The sequence below is a fragment of the Parerythrobacter lutipelagi genome (assembly GCF_005434975.1).
GTDB classification, from domain to species: domain Bacteria; phylum Pseudomonadota; class Alphaproteobacteria; order Sphingomonadales; family Sphingomonadaceae; genus Parerythrobacter_A; species Parerythrobacter_A lutipelagi.
In genome coordinates this window covers 254,983-271,529 of sequence record NZ_SKCJ01000002.1, presented here as the reverse complement: position 1 = coordinate 271,529, position 16,547 = coordinate 254,983, and the positions used below count along the sequence as shown (strand labels likewise).

The window sequence follows — 16,547 nt, the reverse complement described above, 5'->3', positions numbered from 1 at the left end:
TCAGGTGGGGTCGATCACACCCTGCCCGATCATCCGCAATGCTGTCATACTCGGCATGAAGAAATAGTCCCCGCCTTTTGGGATCACCAGCTGCGGCAGTTCGTCGAGGATGAACGGCGGTCGGCCCAACGCTGGATCAGCGGCGATGACCTGCTTGCGCTTGTCGGGTTCCAGATGGTTGCCGATTACCGGACAAGTGTCACTCCCGGCGTTGAAATCGAGGCCGTATTGCATCCACTGGCCTTGCAGAAATTCGAACTGGCGAAACAGGCTCGCACACATGGCAATGAAGACAATGCCTTGTTCCCCAACATCACGCTCCGCACCGGGGGCATAGGGCCCATAAGGCATGCCGCGTCGCAGGATGCGCCTACGATCCACGATTGATGATCCGACCGTCGAATTGCCGGCTTTGTCATAGGTCGGCCCCAACTGATCACGCGGATTGGCCCGCCGCATATGCGAGGTAACCGGACAGGAAATGCCGGAGACATCCTGCGAATAGTGAAAGTTCGTGAATTCCAGCGTGAGTTGGGCCAGTTTCTTGCGATCGCCGTCAGCCCGAGCTTGGCGCAATTCCGCGTTGAACGCCTGCCATTCGCGATAAGTCGGCGCGGTCATCAAGGGCACGCCATCAGGCCATCGACCGATCATCTTGGCCCGGATCGTGTCCGACGCTTCATCGGCCGGGACCCCCATGGCCTGAGCATAGCGATCGGCCTGCCGCGCTATGTAGGCATCGAAATCCGCCACATTCTCATGCAGTTTCCGATAGGCAAGAAACGTCCCGTTGCGGCTGAAATCATGCGGCCTTGCCGCCACGGGCGTGTCTTGCGATTCATCCGCATAGCCGAGCAGGAATTCGCCGGTTGCCAGCGGTGCCCAGGAAAGATCGGGGAGGAGCTTGCCCCCGCCCCGTATCTTGATGGCCTCGATCTCCGGCGGATACTGGCCAGAGAACACCGGATCGCCGTAACCGTCGGAAAAGCCGAAGTGTTCCTTGTTCGTCGGGACCTCGTGTCCGTCGAATTCCGTCATGACGGCGGACATATCCTGCCAGCGGGCGTTATCCGGGCCGACGCCATCGAGCATAGTGACCCCGCCATCGGACTGATTGCACAGGGCCTCGAGTTTGCCTGTCAATTCGCCCAGTTCTGCGCACGGCGTCCCATCGGCGTTCATCTGCGCAAACATACTGATCAGGATATGCACCCGGCGATCACCGCGTGAATTGCGCCAAACCGTATCACGGCCCTCCATGAAGGGTTCGTCGCCCAGCAACGGCGCGCGCGCTTCCATTCCTTCAGCAAACTCGACCGGCATGGATTGCAGGGTTACTGCCGGAACACCAAGCACGTTCAGACCCGCATGGCTGAAAGCGATATTGAGCGTTGCTTTAGGCCTCTGTTGCAGGGCTGGCCCCGGGTAGGTCTGCAGCCCTTCCGCCTGCGCAACGTCATGCGGCGTGGGATGTCTTGACGGGGCCGGCGGCTTGTGCTTTTCCGCGTCTTCCCAGCGGGTCGCGGTCGTAACCAATGGACGCAGTGCTTCGACAAAAGCCCGCCCTTTCACCCCGTCACTGACATGGAGAAAGAAGCTGCGCCCCTTAGCAAAGCCTGTGCCGTAATTGCGCAGGATGCCGCCTTGTATGTCGGCCAGGTCAAGCACTGTCGGGGCACACGTTCGAGTGGTCTTGCTCACGCCCCGCCTCCCTTAAGATCGCTTCGGATCACACCGGCAGGCTGAGTCGGGCTTTCGAGATCAGCCGGGCGGTTGCGCTCGAGAAACGTCCTGAAGGCTGCGCCGCGTTCGGCTGGATCGCGCGATTGTTGCTCGATGGCGAATTCAGTGAATGCTTGCTGCAGGTAAAGGCCCTTGAGCACATTGCGCAAAGATGCATCGGGTGAAGCCGGCCATGGTCTTGGCCCGACCGCCAGAATTAGCCGATAGACTCCGAAGAAGGCAGCAAGCGGCAGCAACACAGCCCCTGCAATCGCCCACGGCCACTGTATCCATCCCAACAAGGCTGCCGCCAAGGGCAACAAAAGGGCCAAGACCGGAAGCGCCAGCAACGGAATGAACGGCAACGAGGGCAATTTTTCCGGCTGCCACCAATAGTCGTGAACGGACATGTTGGAATCGAGCTGGCAGCGCATCAGATAGGTCGCAAAGCTCTGCCCATCGATGACGTCTTCGAAGCCATAGCAATATCCGAAAATCGAGCGTAGCTCGTCCGCCATGTCATCCCACAGTTCTTCGAGATAGCGCCGCGGCTCACCTTCGCCCGAAGGGTCAAGGAGATCGTAATCGATGAATACCATCAGGTAGGGACAGCTGAGCTGCCCTGACGGCTCCGGCTTGAGCAGATCGACATTGCGGATCTGATCGATAACCGGGTTGCTGGGATTCCGGCCATTGTAATATGGTTGCTCAAGCACCACGACCCGCGCGAAATGCGTCCGCAGATTGCGCGCAAACGGGCTGTTGAGACCGATCTCTTCAGTCTCCGGAGACTGCAACGCCGTTGGCATCAGTTCAAGATAGCTGCGCACAGCGTCGATCGGGGAGCACTGGATGCCGCGATGCTCGACCATGCCCTCGTTGCGCACCGGCACGAAAGCGGTGAGGAAATAGCAGTCGGTATCGATGTTCGGCATCAGACAGCGCCATCTGCGTTAGTGCGGATCGCTCGCGCGCGATTGCGGGCCGCCTCAGCCGAAGCAAGACTGGCGACCGGCGCGTATCCGGCTGAACCGAGCCCGTTCTGGTTGTCCAGCAAGATCTGGTCATACGCCGCTGCCAGTTCCTCATCGCTAAGCTCCGTGAGCCGGCTGGCCGAGCCGCGCAGGGCTGCGGCCAGTTTCAGCGCCATCTTTATGTCGCGCTGCCCGTTGCCGGGTGTCGCGTTGTAATAGTAGTTGGTGGCAATCTGGTTGTTGCGAATGTAGCCCGCAAAGGGTGTCACCGGCACTGCCCCGGGATAACGATCCGTTCCATACCAGAGGAGGTCGAGCCTCAGCGGCAATCCGGCGGAGAAAGCCCCGGCATATTGCCCCCATGTCCCGTTGAAATTGCTCACGAAGATCATGTGATCTTTGATCAGATGTTGCTTCGGCTGGCCCAATTGCGGCCAATCATCACGGCGAATTATGACCCATCGCGCAAAGTGAATCAGCCCGAGTCCGAACAACCCGGCCAGAACCGCAGGCCAGGTCCGCGCAGACATCAGCGCCACCCGGGTGAACCAGGTCATGCGCGGCGACATCGATGTCATTGCATTGATCGCGTAGGCTTTGCCCGCAATATTGCTCATCAGTCCCCCCATTGACGATAGCGCTGCAAGATTGCCTGTTTCGCGTGGAATTGGCAATCGTTTGCTAACGGCGGGATGATGCAATCTTTCGCCGTCACTCCAATGCCGGAGCTTTTTCAATTGGCACATTCGGCGTGTGCTCGGCTGCAACGCCGGTCATGGCGCTATCACCAGCTCAGGCAGACGACGGTTTGAGCGCCAATCAGAGGGTATCGGCACATGGGTCCATAGTGCGGCCATCCGACTTTGCCCTCGATACGGCCAGGCATGGATGCGCTGGTCAGTGACTTTGGGACGGAACGGACACAACTGAATTGGAAGCCATGACCTTTGGAATTTTCTCCGCCTAATAATCGATTGGGCGGAAATCCAGGCTCCAGGGCAATCGGTGCATAACGGCCGGGCAATACGCCGCTTGGTTCTGTGCATCTGATAGGTGGCGGGGCTGTCAGTCTAATCGTAACTTGTCTCTGAGTGGGTCGCGTTTTCAGTCGACGTCGCCATAGATGCTATGCGAGGCCCAGAAGCGTGGATGCGCCCAACTTGCCGCGCCGAAATCCGCTTTATCGTCGAGATCCGTGTTGTCGCGCACGGTTCGCATTGCGACCTGAAGGGCCTCGGCACGACTGAGCCGAGGGTTGTCTTTCTGAGTACGGAAGGTTGCAGCCGTCAGCGCTTCGGCGGCATCATCATCGACATACCAGTGGGTTGCAAGCACACTGCGCGCTCCGGCAAAGAAGAATGCGTCGGTCAGGTTCGACGTAGCTCCACTCCCACCCACGGCGGTGTTGCAGGCTGAAAGGAGCACCCAGTCGGCGTCCAGTTTCAGCGCTGCTATTTCGGATGCGCTGAGAAAGCCGTCATCGGCCTCGCTCGCGGTTAGAGGCGGGGTCATCACCAAACCCGGCTCATCAAGGCCTGCCATCTCGCGCGGCATGACTCCGTGTGTCGCGAAGACGAGGATCGATACATCGCTCAGGTCTGCATCGCGCACCGATGGTTCAGTCGCGCGTTCCTGCAGCTTCACGTCCTCCTCACTTGCGCCAAGCGCCTCCTTGATCGCATTGAGCTCGCGCTCGGTTCCCTTCAAACGGCTCAGGTTGCGCAAGCGCTCGACGAAGGGAAGGTTGGTGTCGTTGACCTTGGCTGAGCGGACCACACCCGCGCCGCTCCGCGAATTATTGAGCACCCCCCGAGAAACCGCCTCCCCGATCAAAAGTGGATCTCCGAAGCCGGCAAGAGCGAAGTCGCTCTGCGACGGGTCTGCATCCTCTTCATCGAGCAATCTCAGCGATGCGATCGAAGGCAGGTTGATGATGGCAATTTCCTCTGCCAACCATGCGGTGTTGCGAAGGGTATCGGGATCGTTGTCGGCCCCGTTCGGCGCCTCGGTCACGAGCATCCCCAGAGGCATCGAACCGAGCCAACCGGAAGCGGAAACGAACAAGCGCGTTTTGCCTTCGAAAACCCCCTCGACAGGTTTGAGAATCCGGTCGTAGAGTTTAAAAGCCAACGACCGCTCGAATGGCCAACCCGGACCGGCATCGGCCGCCCAGCGATCCTTTTCTTCCTGCGAATAATTTCCCGGTGAACCGACATCCCACAGCAATCTGCGGACATCGCGGGACAGCTCGATCGTGGCATAGGGGACCGCGTGCCACTGGCTATTGGTCTTGCTTATCGCCAGCACATGCACTTCGGTTTGCGCAGGGTAGATGACAACGATCGCCTCATCGTCAGAGAGTTTGTCGCGCGCTTCTTCGATGCTGAGCGCACGCGGCTTTATGAAGTCAAAGTAGCGCGGAAAGGCTGATCGGATTTCGCTTTCAAGCTGGTCGATCCGGGCCTTGCGATTGTCGCGAATCTCGCGGGCGGCTCGATTTTCCTGACGGCGGCGCTCGAGCGCTTCGGCCGAGTTGTCTGTCGGAGGAGGAACAGGGTCGCCGATACGATTGTGATCTTCTGAGAGCGCAGTAAATGTGTCGATGGCGTCGACGAGTGCGGGGTCGATCCGCGCGGCAATCCGCGCCGCAGCTCCTCGGATCACCGCATTTCCGGCCTCCCCCAGCATCGCTTCCTGTAGTTCGCGGAAAACGAAATCTTGCCGTGCCGGATCAGCAGTTTTCTCACCCGCGCGCCAGGCGACGAACACGTCGAGGGGCTCGCTCTCGCGGCGATTTTCCTGCTGCTGCAGCGCTTCAAGGATGCCATCCATTGAAGCGCCGTGCTGTAGCGCCAGAAACGCCATGCTTTCCGCCGGCAGCCCCGCGTCGTAAGTGGTGTAATCGCACTCGGCAAAGTCCGCGAACAAGGTGCCTTCGGGTTCAAACCGGCGATAGGATGCGACAGTGGTCGGGCACCGCTCGAAGAAGTCGACCCGCTCCTTGACCGCATAAGGATTTTCGGGACGGGCATCCACCGCGAGGCGTTCCAGCTCGAGTGCCTTGGTCCATTCCCTGCGCACTTGGGCAACGATCCAGCCCAAAGAGATTGTCCGCGAGTAGATCGGATGGGGGGCACGCGCATTCCTGGCGAGCGCGTTGTCGAGACGCTCGTAGACCACCCGCATGGGAATCGAAGGTGGTAAGCCGTCGCGCGAAATTGATGCGAGCTCGCCAATCTGATTGCTGGTGTCCCCATCGAAACCGCGCGGCGTCTGGCCTGGACGGTTCCTGTTCTGCTCCCCGTATTCCAGCCATTCCGCGATGACTGCGTCAATCTCCTCCCCCGACTTTGCTTCAGGCTGCGAAAGGTAGATCGGGCGGAGAAGATCTACCGCTTCATTCACGCCGGCGGAGCTGAAGCGGATTATCGCATTCTCAACATCGCTCGCATTCGATGCTCCCTCCTGCGCACGGTCGATCACCGCGCCAAGTGACAGCCAGTCGGCTTTGCCACCGAAGGTGAAAAACTCGTCATAGACCGACTTCACAACGCTCGGTGCAGTCTCGTAGACAGAAATCGCATCACTGACTTCGCCTGCCGCGCCGGATTCAAAGAGCTTTTCTGCTCTCAGCGCTGCAAGCTCGCGAATGTGCGGGAACTTCTCCTGCACGGACTTCAGACCGGCGAGATCGCCGCGGGCCTTAAAAATACGAGCCAGCTGATAGTAACCGTTCGGGTTATCGGGGTAATTATCAATCAGCGACCGGAAGACCGGCTCGGCCTCGTTGAAACGTTCGATATCTATCAGCAGGACACCAATGTAAGCGCGATACCCTTCGACCATAGGTGCTGGCACGACTCCGCGCTCGATCATTTGCGACCAGAGCGTGATGACATCGGCTTTGCGGTCCGCGCCGAGCAGTCGCTTCTCGATGGCATCCAGCAGCTCGAAACGCGCATCCTCGTCAGAAGCCGGAATTTTCTCGAACCGGATCATCGCCAGCCGGTTGGCCTGATCGACATCGTCCGATGCGTCGTATGCCTCCAGAGCAGACTCGACCATCGCGCGGTCGGCTGCGCTGTCAGAATTCGCCAGCTCTTCCAGCGATCGGCCATGCTCGGCCAGCATCGGCTCGATTTGTTCGCTACGCCCAAGCCATGCCAGGGCTGCCACTGCATCCTGCAAGGCGGTTTCCACCTCTCCGGGCTGCTGCGCAGCCGTCAGCCGCTGGCGTGATATCTCCAGCACCAGTTCCGCCACAAGCGGGTTGTAGATTGTATCGGTGTCCTCCGCATCCTTGCGAGGCACAGCGAATTCTTTGAGCTTCTCCACGATGATATCGGCAGAGCCTGAAAACAGCAGGGTGTGCTTGTCGGTTCCATCATAATCCGCAAGCGCGAGCAGTTTAAGGTATTGTATGCCGAAGGCGCGGGTCGCCTCGAAACGCTCTCGCTTCTTGAATGAGCTTTCGTAAGGCTCATCAGATGGCACCGCACGGTTCCGAGTGCTTTCTTCGATCGACTTGCGCTTCAGCCCGTCCAGCGTTTCAGCAAAAATCGCGATCGCCTCTTCGAAATCCCCGACTTCGCTGCCATAGGAATAGGGCGATATCGGGCCTGATGCATTGGCCATGGATGAAAGCCCGAAGTTCGCAATCAATGCCACAAGGACTGCTAGCGCCCATTTATTCACTATGCCTGCCCCCACATCATTCCGCCCAACTTGCAGCCTAACGCTCGCAAGTCTTGAGGTCCACCGACCAGAACGAAAGACTAACTTCCTAAAGTCAGGGGACGAAGTCCGTAGCTTAAGTCATAGGGTTGGACATGCAGCCCATTGGTGTTGAACTTGGTTTCAGGATCATAGCAGCAGCCCACTCGGCGATCGCGCTGATACCGGCCGAGGCCGTCGGTGGCACAATTGCGGGTGAATTGGTGAAAAGTGGCGGAGCGGGTGACCGCCACAACCCCAAAGAGAAACGGCGGAAATCTGCCGACTCCCGCCGCCCGCTTTGCGATGTTACCCGCAATGTTACCCGCAGATGTGCGGCGCTTGGACTATTCTTTTAACGTCCACTATTCGGGATCTTCGATTTATTTCCCCGCCTTGCTCGCGCACCAAGCCACGCCCGAGCCACCCAAGCTGACTTGCGCAGGGAAGGCACAGATCGACGGGAGCACCCGGATTGGCCAGCTTCAGGCAAAGCAACCGAAGCTGCTCTGGCAAGACAAACTGGGCGAATCGGCTGCAAACCAAGACGCCCAACTTGAGCCCATTGCTTGACGTCAGAAGCCGAAAGCGACGCCTACGCGGCCACCGGTGGTGTCTTTCACCGTCGAACCGGCAACCCCGGCAGAAATGTAGATCCGCTCGCCGGCACGTGCTGTGATAGCACCGGAGAAGCCCTGCTCACCCTGGTAGGTCGAGGCATTAAGGCTGATCGAGAAGGTGCTGTCCGGCACCACCATCGTTCCGCCGAAGGCCATAGCCGCAGCCACGCCACCGCTCATCGCGCGGTCGAGTTCCTGGATCCGGAAGTCCAGCTGGTCAACGCGGTTCTCCAGCGTCAGCACACGGCTCGACAGGGCCGAGAACTGTGCATCAGTTACGGCCGCAACTGGCGGCGCGCCGGGTGCAGCAAGGCTTGCGGTGTTCGAGCGAACCGCTTGCCGCGTTCCCGCATCGAAGCTGCGTTCGCTTGGCGGCTCGGCAATAACTTGGTTCTCGTCCAGCATGGCCGCCTGCGCCGGCCTCTTCTGGTTCTGTTGCAGCCCTTCGGCCGTCGGCGCCGCCATCACTGCTTCGCCAGCGGCAAAGCCAACCGCAGCATCGCTGCTGGTCGCAGTGATCGACGGGATCGCGCTACTGGGAATCATCGACATTGCGGTGCTGGCAGGAGCGGTCATTGTCGAACTGCTTGATGCGCTCATAGTCGTACTTTCGCCGCCCGACATCGAGGGCGCCGCCGCTGGGATCGCTGTGTAGCCCAGGTTCCCCGCGCTATCGACGGTCACATAATACAGCGAGCCGGTCTGCTGGTTGTTCGAATTGGCAGTCGGCAGACCCGGCATGGTGTAAGTGTAACTCGAGGTGCCGAACATCATCTGGTTCATTCGGCTCGCCGTGGCTTGGTAGCCAAGGGCCATGCTGTTGAGGAAGCCCGAGGTAGAGAACGCACCGATCGCAACACTGTTATTGCCGCTTGCATCTGCATCGTAGCCGAAGGCAGAAGAACGGCTGCCGGAGCTCTTCGCACGGGGACCCACCGCGATGGATTGGAGCCCTGCACCTTCGGCACGGAAGCCCAAGGCGACGGCATTGCTGCCCGTCGCCTTGGCCAGTGAACCTACTGCGACAGAGTCAATCGCTGTCGCCTTTGCATTGAAGCCATACGCAGTCGATCGAATCCCGGACGCGCTAGCAAGCCCGCCGACGGCTACAGCATTGTCACCCCCGGCGTTTGCGAGCAAGCCAAGTGCAATGGAGTTTGCTCCGGCTGCAGTGGCTCGCCGTCCCGCCGCAAATGCATTGCGCGCTGAAGCCAGCGCATCGAGGCCAAGGCTAATTGTCGCTTCGCCGCTGGCGACTGCTCCAATGAAATCGCCATCATTTCCCGCGCCGCCGATGGCGATTGCACCATAGCCAGAAGCATCAGCCGCATTGCCCATGCTCATGGCCTGCTCGGCCGACGCCTTCGCAATGGCACCGATGGCGATAGAGTTGATCACACCACTGGAATTGGCTTGATTGCCAATTGCTATTGCATTTGTGCCCGTGCTTCTCGAATTGACGCCCAGAGCGACGCTCTGCGATCCAGCCGTCACTCCGTTGTTGGCCAGAAATCCCACCGCCGTAGAGTTGAACCCGCTGGCATTGGCGCGCTGGCCAAGCGCAGTGCCCTGCGTGCCCGCGACTGCGGAAGCCCCGATTGCTGTTGCGTTCGTATCGGTCGTGCGGGCAGAAGCGCCAACCGCAACACTGTTTCCGAAGGGCGCAGTTCCCGACTGGGTGTTGCTCGCGTTCGAACCAATGGCCACACTGTTGATCAGCGCGCTATTGGCAGAATTGCCCAGCGCAATCGAATTGTCCGTCGACGCGGCGGCGGAGTTGCCCAACGCTATCGTTTGGGCACCCGACGCATTCGCATTGTTGCCGACTGCAGTTGAGGCAATTCCCGAAGCGTTGCTGCCACCGCCCAAGGCGGTTGCCGCTTGGGCGCCGGCATTGGCGAAAACGCCCAGCGATGTCGCGGCATCTGCGGTCGCGAAGGACCCGCGGCCACCGGCAAACGACCCAGACCCAGACGAAGTTGCACCTGGGCCGACCGCGATAGAGGCTTCGCCAGAGGCAGTCGTGCCTGCGCCCAATGCCGTTGCCTCGACACCTGACGCGGACGCTTGACGACCTACGGCCGTGGCCAGATTGTTGCTTGCCACCGACAAGGAACCCAGCGCGGTAGAGTTTGCGCCAGTTGCCTCAGCAGACGAGCCGGCAGCGAGCCCGTTGTCATCGCTGGCATTCGCGTTAACGCCAAGCGCCGTAGAAGATACCCCTGTCGCATCAGCCGAAAGGCCAAGCGCGGTGGATGCGCGGCCAGATGCGACCGCTGCGCCGCCAACGGCCACGGCATCATCGCCGCTAGCCACGGAGGCTTCCCCGGCTGCGATGGCATCAACGCCTGTAGCCGCGGCAGCAGGCCCGGTGCTGTTGGCGACGAAATAATCGCCGCCCTGGTCTGCGCCTCCACCAGAAACGCTGGCAAGCGCGGTGTTGAGCTGGCCTAGGGTAACCGCGTCTGTGTCATCCACTCCGTCGGATACATTTACGATGCGACGGGTAAAGCCGTCACCGGCCCCTGGCGAACTTTCTGCACGTCCTAGCGAGACGACGAATGCCTGGTCCGTGCGTGAATCGTTACCTAGCGCCACCGAATTGACGCCCCCAGCCAGTATCTTGGCGTCGAAACCGACCGCTGTTCCGGTCGCTGCATTTACCAATGACGCGCCGCCTAGTGCCGTTCCGCCGCTTACCGTAGACAGGGCACGATGACCGACAACAACGGAAGAATTGGCATTTGGGTTCGAACTTGCCGCTGACCCAATCACTACTGAACCCTCCCCACGTGCAGCCGCCGACTGGCCAATACCAATCGCGTCAGCTGATTCGGACCGTGCCCAATAGCCAATCGCCGTTGCGTAGGCAGCAGAGGCGAAAGATTGGAAACCGATGGCGATCGCACCATCACCAGTTGCTCTCCCTGAGAAACCTACCGCGATTGCTTCGCGGTTCTCGGCCCTGGCTGATCGCCCTACTGCGGTTGAGCCGTTCGCGCTTGCCAGAGCCGCTGCACCAAGTGCCGTAGCACTTTCAGCTGTCGCGTCCGCGGATGTCCCGACGGCGGTCGCATCACGTTGGGTGGCGGTCGTGTTGTGGCCGATTGCAAGCGCCTGCAGACCGCTTGCGAGCGAGTTCGCCCCGATTGCAGTCGAAATGGCACCTGTGGCGCGAGCATTGAAACCGACAGCAGTCGCTCGATCGGCATTTGCCCGAGCCTGCACCCCGCAAGCCAGCGAGTCATTATTATTCGGGTCGCGCGTATTGGGCGCCCCTCCCGAGTCGGCACCGCCGTCTGTATCGATTGGTCGCGCGGTTTCCCCGACAAGATCGTCATCGAAATCATCCAACAAGCACTCTTCGGCCTGCGCCATCTGAGGCACAGAGGCCATTGCGATGGCCATCGCACTTGCGGCGGTGGCAGCGAGCCAGTTTGCTTTTCTCATTGTATCGATCTCCCCATCTATGGCGTCGTCGAGGCCGATGTGTCAGGCCATTGACCTTTGTCGAAACGGTTAGATTCGACCCGATTCGGCACATGCGCGTCGTCGGAAGAGGCTGACGGGATTGACAAAAGCTGCCAATCTATAAGAAGTTATAGAGATAACGAGAACAGAACCATGACGGGTCGTGAGCTTAGGGGGAGTTTACGATGGAAGAGGCAAGGCCTCAAATTCACGAATTTTTGGACAGGCTGTATGCTGCTGCGGCGGAGGCCAACCCGGTGCGTCGCACAAAGCTCTGCCTGCGCGCCTTTCGCCGCTACCTGTGCCACCATGGGGTCGAACTGGCCGGACTCGCGGGCATCGGGGACGGGGCATCCGGCGAGCAGCAGATTCAATGGCTCGGCAAGGGCCCACCGCCCGATCGTTTCTCGATGCGCAAAGCGGCGCTCGCGAGCGAGGAGCAACTAATGGCGCTTGATTCGCTCCCGCGAGTTTCGCAATCTGGCGAGGGAAGTGGACCCAATGCTTTCATCGGCCGAACCCTGCGGTTGCGAGGCGAGCGGTTTCGGCGACTGACCGGCTTGGTTTTCTTGAACATCCGCGAGTGGGTGCACAGGTCCGACCGGATCATGCGCGACCTGACCATCGCCGCAAGAGCTTTCATCGACACCATGTTGTGCCGACTTTTCGCCCAGATGGACGGATTTTCATACGATCTGACCAGCCGTGAGCGGGAAGTGCTGCGCGCATTGGCTTCGGGGATGCAGCGCGCACAGATCGCGCATAGCTTCAATTTGGCAGTGCCGACGATCGACCTCCACCTCGGAAACCTGCGCCGGAAGCTGGACGCAGCAACGCCCGCCGAAGCTGTGGCGAAAGCACACCGCTTTGGATTGCTTTGAAGCGGATCCTTGAGCCTTTGGCTTGCATATGCGACACGAGTCCATTCCGCTTGGTCAGCTTTTGATCGTTGAGCCACGGCTTAACGATCTACGCACGCGAATCCCTCAGCGGTCCAGCACACCATCGGAAGCGGGACATTTGGCTGGGCTGAACGACACTCATTGACTTGTGAGCCGTAGAATCTTGTGGCCGCATTGGTGCTGCTCCTCACTTCATGAGACACACAAAAATCCCGATCATCGTAACCGCCATATCGCACTGGGACGAGGTGCGGCGATTTGAAGCAAGGGAGTGGCGGAGCAGGAGGCCATCACAACCCCAAAGAGAAACGGCGGAAATCCGCCGATTCCCGCCGCCCTTGCTGAGAAGTTGCCCGCAAAGTTGCTCGCAAATGATGGTGCTTGGTTACTCGTTGGCCGACCATCCTTCGAGATCTTCCATCCATTTCGCCACTTCGCTCGTGCGCCAGGCCACGGCCGAGCCGCCTAGGCTGACAATCTTAATAAACATCTGACGAAAAAAATGCTTGCACGTGCTGCCAAGCATGATAGCTTTTTCAATTGTTGGGATTTGATCCCGACGCTTCATGAAAATGAAATGCAGTTACGAACCCGAGCCGATGGCTCTGCTGGGTTCCGACCTGCGGTGCGAAGGCTCGGTGTCTTGTTGGGAGACGGCCGATGAACCTGCTTGCCTCGAACCAGTTCATGGCGGTGCACGGCACTTTCGTGGGTCTGCCCGCACAGCAGCTCCATGTCTCAGACCACTCGATCAGCCATGACGAGTTCGCGTTCCACCAGAAGCGATCCGCCGAGGCAGACCTCAAGGAGCTCATCTGGTTGTGCCGCGACCGGTATGTCTACGTCCTTGCGCTGATCAAGCCCCACGCATTGCCGCCTGAAAGTCTCTTCGACAGGTCGGCGCTGGATCTCGCCAACTTCCACCTCGCCTGGTCCCGGCTCTGTGCCGGGTATCGCGAGATAGCGTTCGACCAACAGATCGACCTGTTCGAAGCGCAGCGTGGCCGCGAGATTCAAAAGTGGGTCGAGTTCGTGGACCGCAAATGCTTCGCGCGCTTCAAGCGAGACCCCGAATGGACCCGTTGCGTGCTCGAGACAGCAAACCTGCTCGAGGACCGACCGATCGAGCGAGAACTCGATCTCGCTCACCTGATCGATGACATCATCGAGGACCTGAAAGAAAGGAACGACTGTGGTCAAAGAGAAAATGGCTGAATCCGCGCGTCTGGTCGATGCCTCATGCTTTGCTGCAAACAAGCACCGCGACCAGCGTCGCAAGGACCTGGACGCCACGCCATATATCAATCATCCGCTGGAGGTTGCCCGCATCCTCAGCGAGGCCGGGATCGACGACACCGAAGTCTTGATGGCGGCGATTCTTCACGACACCATCGAAGACACGAACACCACGCCTGATGAACTGGTCGACGCCTTCGGCCAACGGGTGTGCGACCTCGTGCTCGAGGTGACTGATGACAAGAGCCTCGCCAAGCTTGAGCGCAAGAGGCTCCAGGTGATCAAGGCGCCAAGCAAGTCCGACGATGCAAAGCTGATCAAGATCGCAGACAAGCTCGCCAACCTGCGCGACCTGAAGGCACCGCCTCCGGACTGGGACGATGCGCGCGTGGGCGCATACATCCAGTTTGCCGAAATGGTCGCCGGTGGCTGCGCTGGGGTGAATGCCAATCTGGACGCGACCTTCGCCTCGGAGGTCACAAAATGGGCTGATCACTCGGATGCCGCCAGCATCGCAGAGATGGGATAGTCATTCCGAGGTTTACCGGCTGAGACCCCAGTGTCGAGAATCTAAAACTCTACTGTCTTGGAGAAACGAATGACCCAAAGAACATACGCGAGGAATCGCATTCAGGAGTTGCGGAAAGCGGCGGGACTTTCGTTGGAGGCGCTTGGCGCCGCCATTCCTTCGGAGCTTACCGCGTCGACGATCAGCAAGTTGGAGAAGGGCCGCATGGCTCTCTCTGCGGATTATATTATTGAGATTGCATCGGCGCTCGGGGTGGAGCCGGGCGAAATCTTTTTAGGCGGAGGTCAAAGCGGTCGCATCGTGAGCTTCATCGACATTAAAGAAGCGCGCGAATGGCGCCGCGCAGATACCAAGGGCAGCGTTGCCGTTCCCGATCATATAAAGGGCGACCTGTTTGCGCTGCGCTGCGAGCATGGGCTTTGTCCCTCGATCGCTGGCGATGGCGGGTCCATCATCGTCGCCCCGCAAGAGCGCGAGCTCGAGGACGGCAAGACCTATCTGGCCGACGTCGGGGAGCGCGGGGACGAGTACCCAGCTTGCTATCGCTTCGATCAGCACGAAATGATCCTTGAGTCATTGACGATTGGGCGGGTTGACGCAAAAATCGGGGCCGAACCGCTGGCCGTGTTAGGACGTGCAGTTTTCGTTGGTTGTGATTTATGAGGGAACCCGCCCGAAGGCGTCGGGTGATTCTGAGAAAAAGAAGAACGGACATGCCCGCAGCTGCCGGCTTATTGTCCTTTGGTCTAGGCATGGCTTTGCGCACCTACAGCCATTTGAGCGACTGTCATTTCCAGATGCGGGTAACTTGGCTTTGGCTGGTGATGTTACCCGCAATGTTACCCGCAGATTCCGGCCCTCGCGTGGCTCATTAAGACACACCATGAGACAACCATTTGCCCAACTGATTGGGGTGTCACGTCCGATTGAGACACGATGCTACAATTTGAAACAGGGGGGTGGCGGAGCGGGTGGGATTCGAACCCACGATACGGGGTTACCGTATACACACTTTCCAGGCGTGCGCCTTCGACCACTCGGCCACCGCTCCGCATGCCTGTCTTGGCAGAAGGCGCGCGTCTAGCGGCGAAAGGGGCGTATCGCAAGGTGGCTTGCAGCAAAGAATTTCCGGCGACTCGTCCGCCTATGGTAGACGCACCGCTGACGGCGGCGCTGCGCGGATAGGCATTCCCTGCGAACGCCGCCGACAGAGCCCCTTTTCGCCCCCCTATTTGCGCGGAAAGGGGCTTTTGATTCTCGATCGGGTTCAGGCACCTCCGCCCATATCCAGCACATCGCGCAGGGGCAGCAGAACAGTAGCGCAGCAAACATTTTGCTGGCATTGTTACCGCATGATCAAACCTTTGCTTTCGCTCGCCGCCACGCTCGCGCTCACCACATCGGCATTCGCTCAGGAAGAACCGCAGGGCGAGCCATCGCCCGGCCAGATCGTGGCCGAGGCCACGGCGAGCGACTGGGTCGCCATCCCGGCGGAGGATTTGCTCGTGATGACGCTCGCCCCCGATGCCGAAGGCAATGCGCGCCAAGTGGTGATCCAGCTGATGGCCGCGCCGTTCAGCCAGGGCTGGGTGGAGAACATCCGCACCCTCGCCCGCGCAAAATGGTATGACGCCATCAGCGTCAACCGGGTGCAGGACAACTACGTCGTCCAGTGGGGCGATCCCAATTACGACAATCCGGAGGCAAGCGGAGAGACGAAGCCGTTGCCCGAGGGACTACGGGTGATGGAGGAGAGTGAGTACGATATCAGCCCATTCAACCCGATCATAAAGGAAAAATTGGCTCAGCAATTCGACAAACACCTCGAAAACCGTTTGAATGGCACCAGCGACTACGACGACCTGGAATCATCAATGATGCACGATCCATACGCCCGACAGAACATGCTGGCTGAGGGATGGCCCATTGCGCTCGATCATAATGAGGTCTCAGCATGGCCCGTCCACTGCTACGGCATGGTTGGCGTCGGGCGGAGCTATTCGCCGGACACCGGTTCGGGCGCCGAACTCTACACCGTAATCGGTCACGCGCCGCGGCATCTCGACCGGAATATTGCGCTGGTCGGGCGGATAATCGAGGGGATGGAGCACCTATCCTCCCTGCCGCGCGGCAAGGGAGATCTCGGCTTCTATGCCGAGGACGAATTCGACAAGCGCACCCCGATCCTGACCGTACGCGTAGCGAGCGACGTTCCTAAGGCGGAGCAGCCGACATTCGAGTATCTCTCGACCGAGAGCGAGACCTTCGCCCGCTATGCCGATGTGCGGGCCAATCGGCGCGATCCGTTCTTTATCGTGCCCGCTGGCGGGGCGGATATCTGCAATATCCCCGTGCCGGTGCGCGCGGTCGAAGATTGATG

Annotated in this window: 11 protein-coding genes and 1 tRNA gene; 5 read left to right on the top strand and 7 right to left on the bottom strand. The window is 59.7% G+C overall.

What is annotated here, in order from left to right; all coding sequences use genetic code 11:
- The 5 genes from E0502_RS09640 to E0502_RS09620 all read right to left on the bottom strand — a co-directional run bounded on the left by E0502_RS09640 (position 1) and on the right by E0502_RS09620 (position 11,479).
- On the bottom strand, positions 1 to 1,701 hold the full coding sequence (locus E0502_RS09640; protein ID WP_137677804.1) for a Dyp-type peroxidase: 1,701 nt from the start codon (positions 1,699 to 1,701) through the stop codon (positions 1 to 3).
- Entirely contained in the window at positions 1,698 to 2,657 is a 960-nt protein-coding gene (locus E0502_RS09635) for a hypothetical protein (protein WP_137677803.1), read from the bottom strand. Before E0502_RS09635 ends, E0502_RS09640 begins: the two co-directional genes overlap by 4 nt.
- Positions 2,657 to 3,313, bottom strand: coding sequence for a hypothetical protein (locus E0502_RS09630; RefSeq protein ID WP_137677802.1), 657 nt, complete (start codon positions 3,311 to 3,313; stop codon positions 2,657 to 2,659). The genes E0502_RS09635 and E0502_RS09630 overlap by 1 nt, the downstream gene beginning before the upstream one ends.
- Positions 3,314 to 3,800: 487 nt before the next feature.
- A complete protein-coding gene (locus E0502_RS09625) occupies positions 3,801 to 7,331 on the bottom strand; it encodes a CHAT domain-containing protein (RefSeq protein WP_137677801.1) in 3,531 nt (1,176 codons plus the stop codon).
- Positions 7,332 to 7,984: 653 nt separating this feature from the next.
- Positions 7,985 to 11,479 (bottom strand): YadA-like family protein, encoded by a 3,495-nt coding sequence (locus E0502_RS09620; RefSeq protein ID WP_137677800.1) that lies wholly within the window; start codon positions 11,477 to 11,479, stop codon positions 7,985 to 7,987.
- A 278-nt stretch (positions 11,480 to 11,757) separates the two neighbouring features.
- Between E0502_RS09620 and E0502_RS09615 the strand changes: the two genes are divergently transcribed.
- On the top strand, positions 11,758 to 12,381 hold the full coding sequence (locus tag E0502_RS09615; RefSeq protein WP_161593752.1) for a helix-turn-helix transcriptional regulator: 624 nt from the start codon (positions 11,758 to 11,760) through the stop codon (positions 12,379 to 12,381).
- 406 nt (positions 12,382 to 12,787) lie between these two features.
- Here the strand turns inward: E0502_RS09615 and E0502_RS15115 are convergent, their stop codons facing one another.
- Positions 12,788 to 12,892, bottom strand: a complete 105-nt coding sequence (locus E0502_RS15115) for an AlpA family phage regulatory protein (RefSeq protein WP_161593751.1) — start codon at positions 12,890 to 12,892, stop codon at positions 12,788 to 12,790.
- 170 nt (positions 12,893 to 13,062) lie between these two features.
- Between E0502_RS15115 and E0502_RS09605 the strand changes: the two genes are divergently transcribed.
- From E0502_RS09605 to E0502_RS09595, 3 genes are all read left to right on the top strand, one after another.
- Positions 13,063 to 13,617 (top strand): hypothetical protein, encoded by a 555-nt coding sequence (locus E0502_RS09605; RefSeq protein WP_137677797.1) that lies wholly within the window; start codon positions 13,063 to 13,065, stop codon positions 13,615 to 13,617.
- Positions 13,595 to 14,167: an HD domain-containing protein gene (locus E0502_RS09600; RefSeq protein ID WP_204517950.1), complete on the top strand. Its 573-nt coding sequence runs from the start codon at positions 13,595 to 13,597 to the stop codon at positions 14,165 to 14,167. The genes E0502_RS09605 and E0502_RS09600 overlap by 23 nt, the downstream gene beginning before the upstream one ends.
- 69 nt (positions 14,168 to 14,236) lie before the next feature.
- Entirely contained in the window at positions 14,237 to 14,830 is a 594-nt protein-coding gene (locus E0502_RS09595; protein ID WP_137677796.1) for a helix-turn-helix domain-containing protein, read from the top strand.
- 297 nt (positions 14,831 to 15,127) lie between these two features.
- Here E0502_RS09595 and E0502_RS09590 read toward each other — a convergent pair.
- Positions 15,128 to 15,218: transfer RNA gene (locus E0502_RS09590), tRNA-Ser, on the bottom strand.
- 301 nt (positions 15,219 to 15,519) lie between these two features.
- Here E0502_RS09590 and E0502_RS09585 point away from each other — a divergent pair.
- A complete protein-coding gene (locus E0502_RS09585) occupies positions 15,520 to 16,545 on the top strand; it encodes a peptidylprolyl isomerase (RefSeq protein ID WP_137677795.1) in 1,026 nt (341 codons plus the stop codon).
- Positions 16,546 to 16,547: the final 2 nt, after the last annotated feature.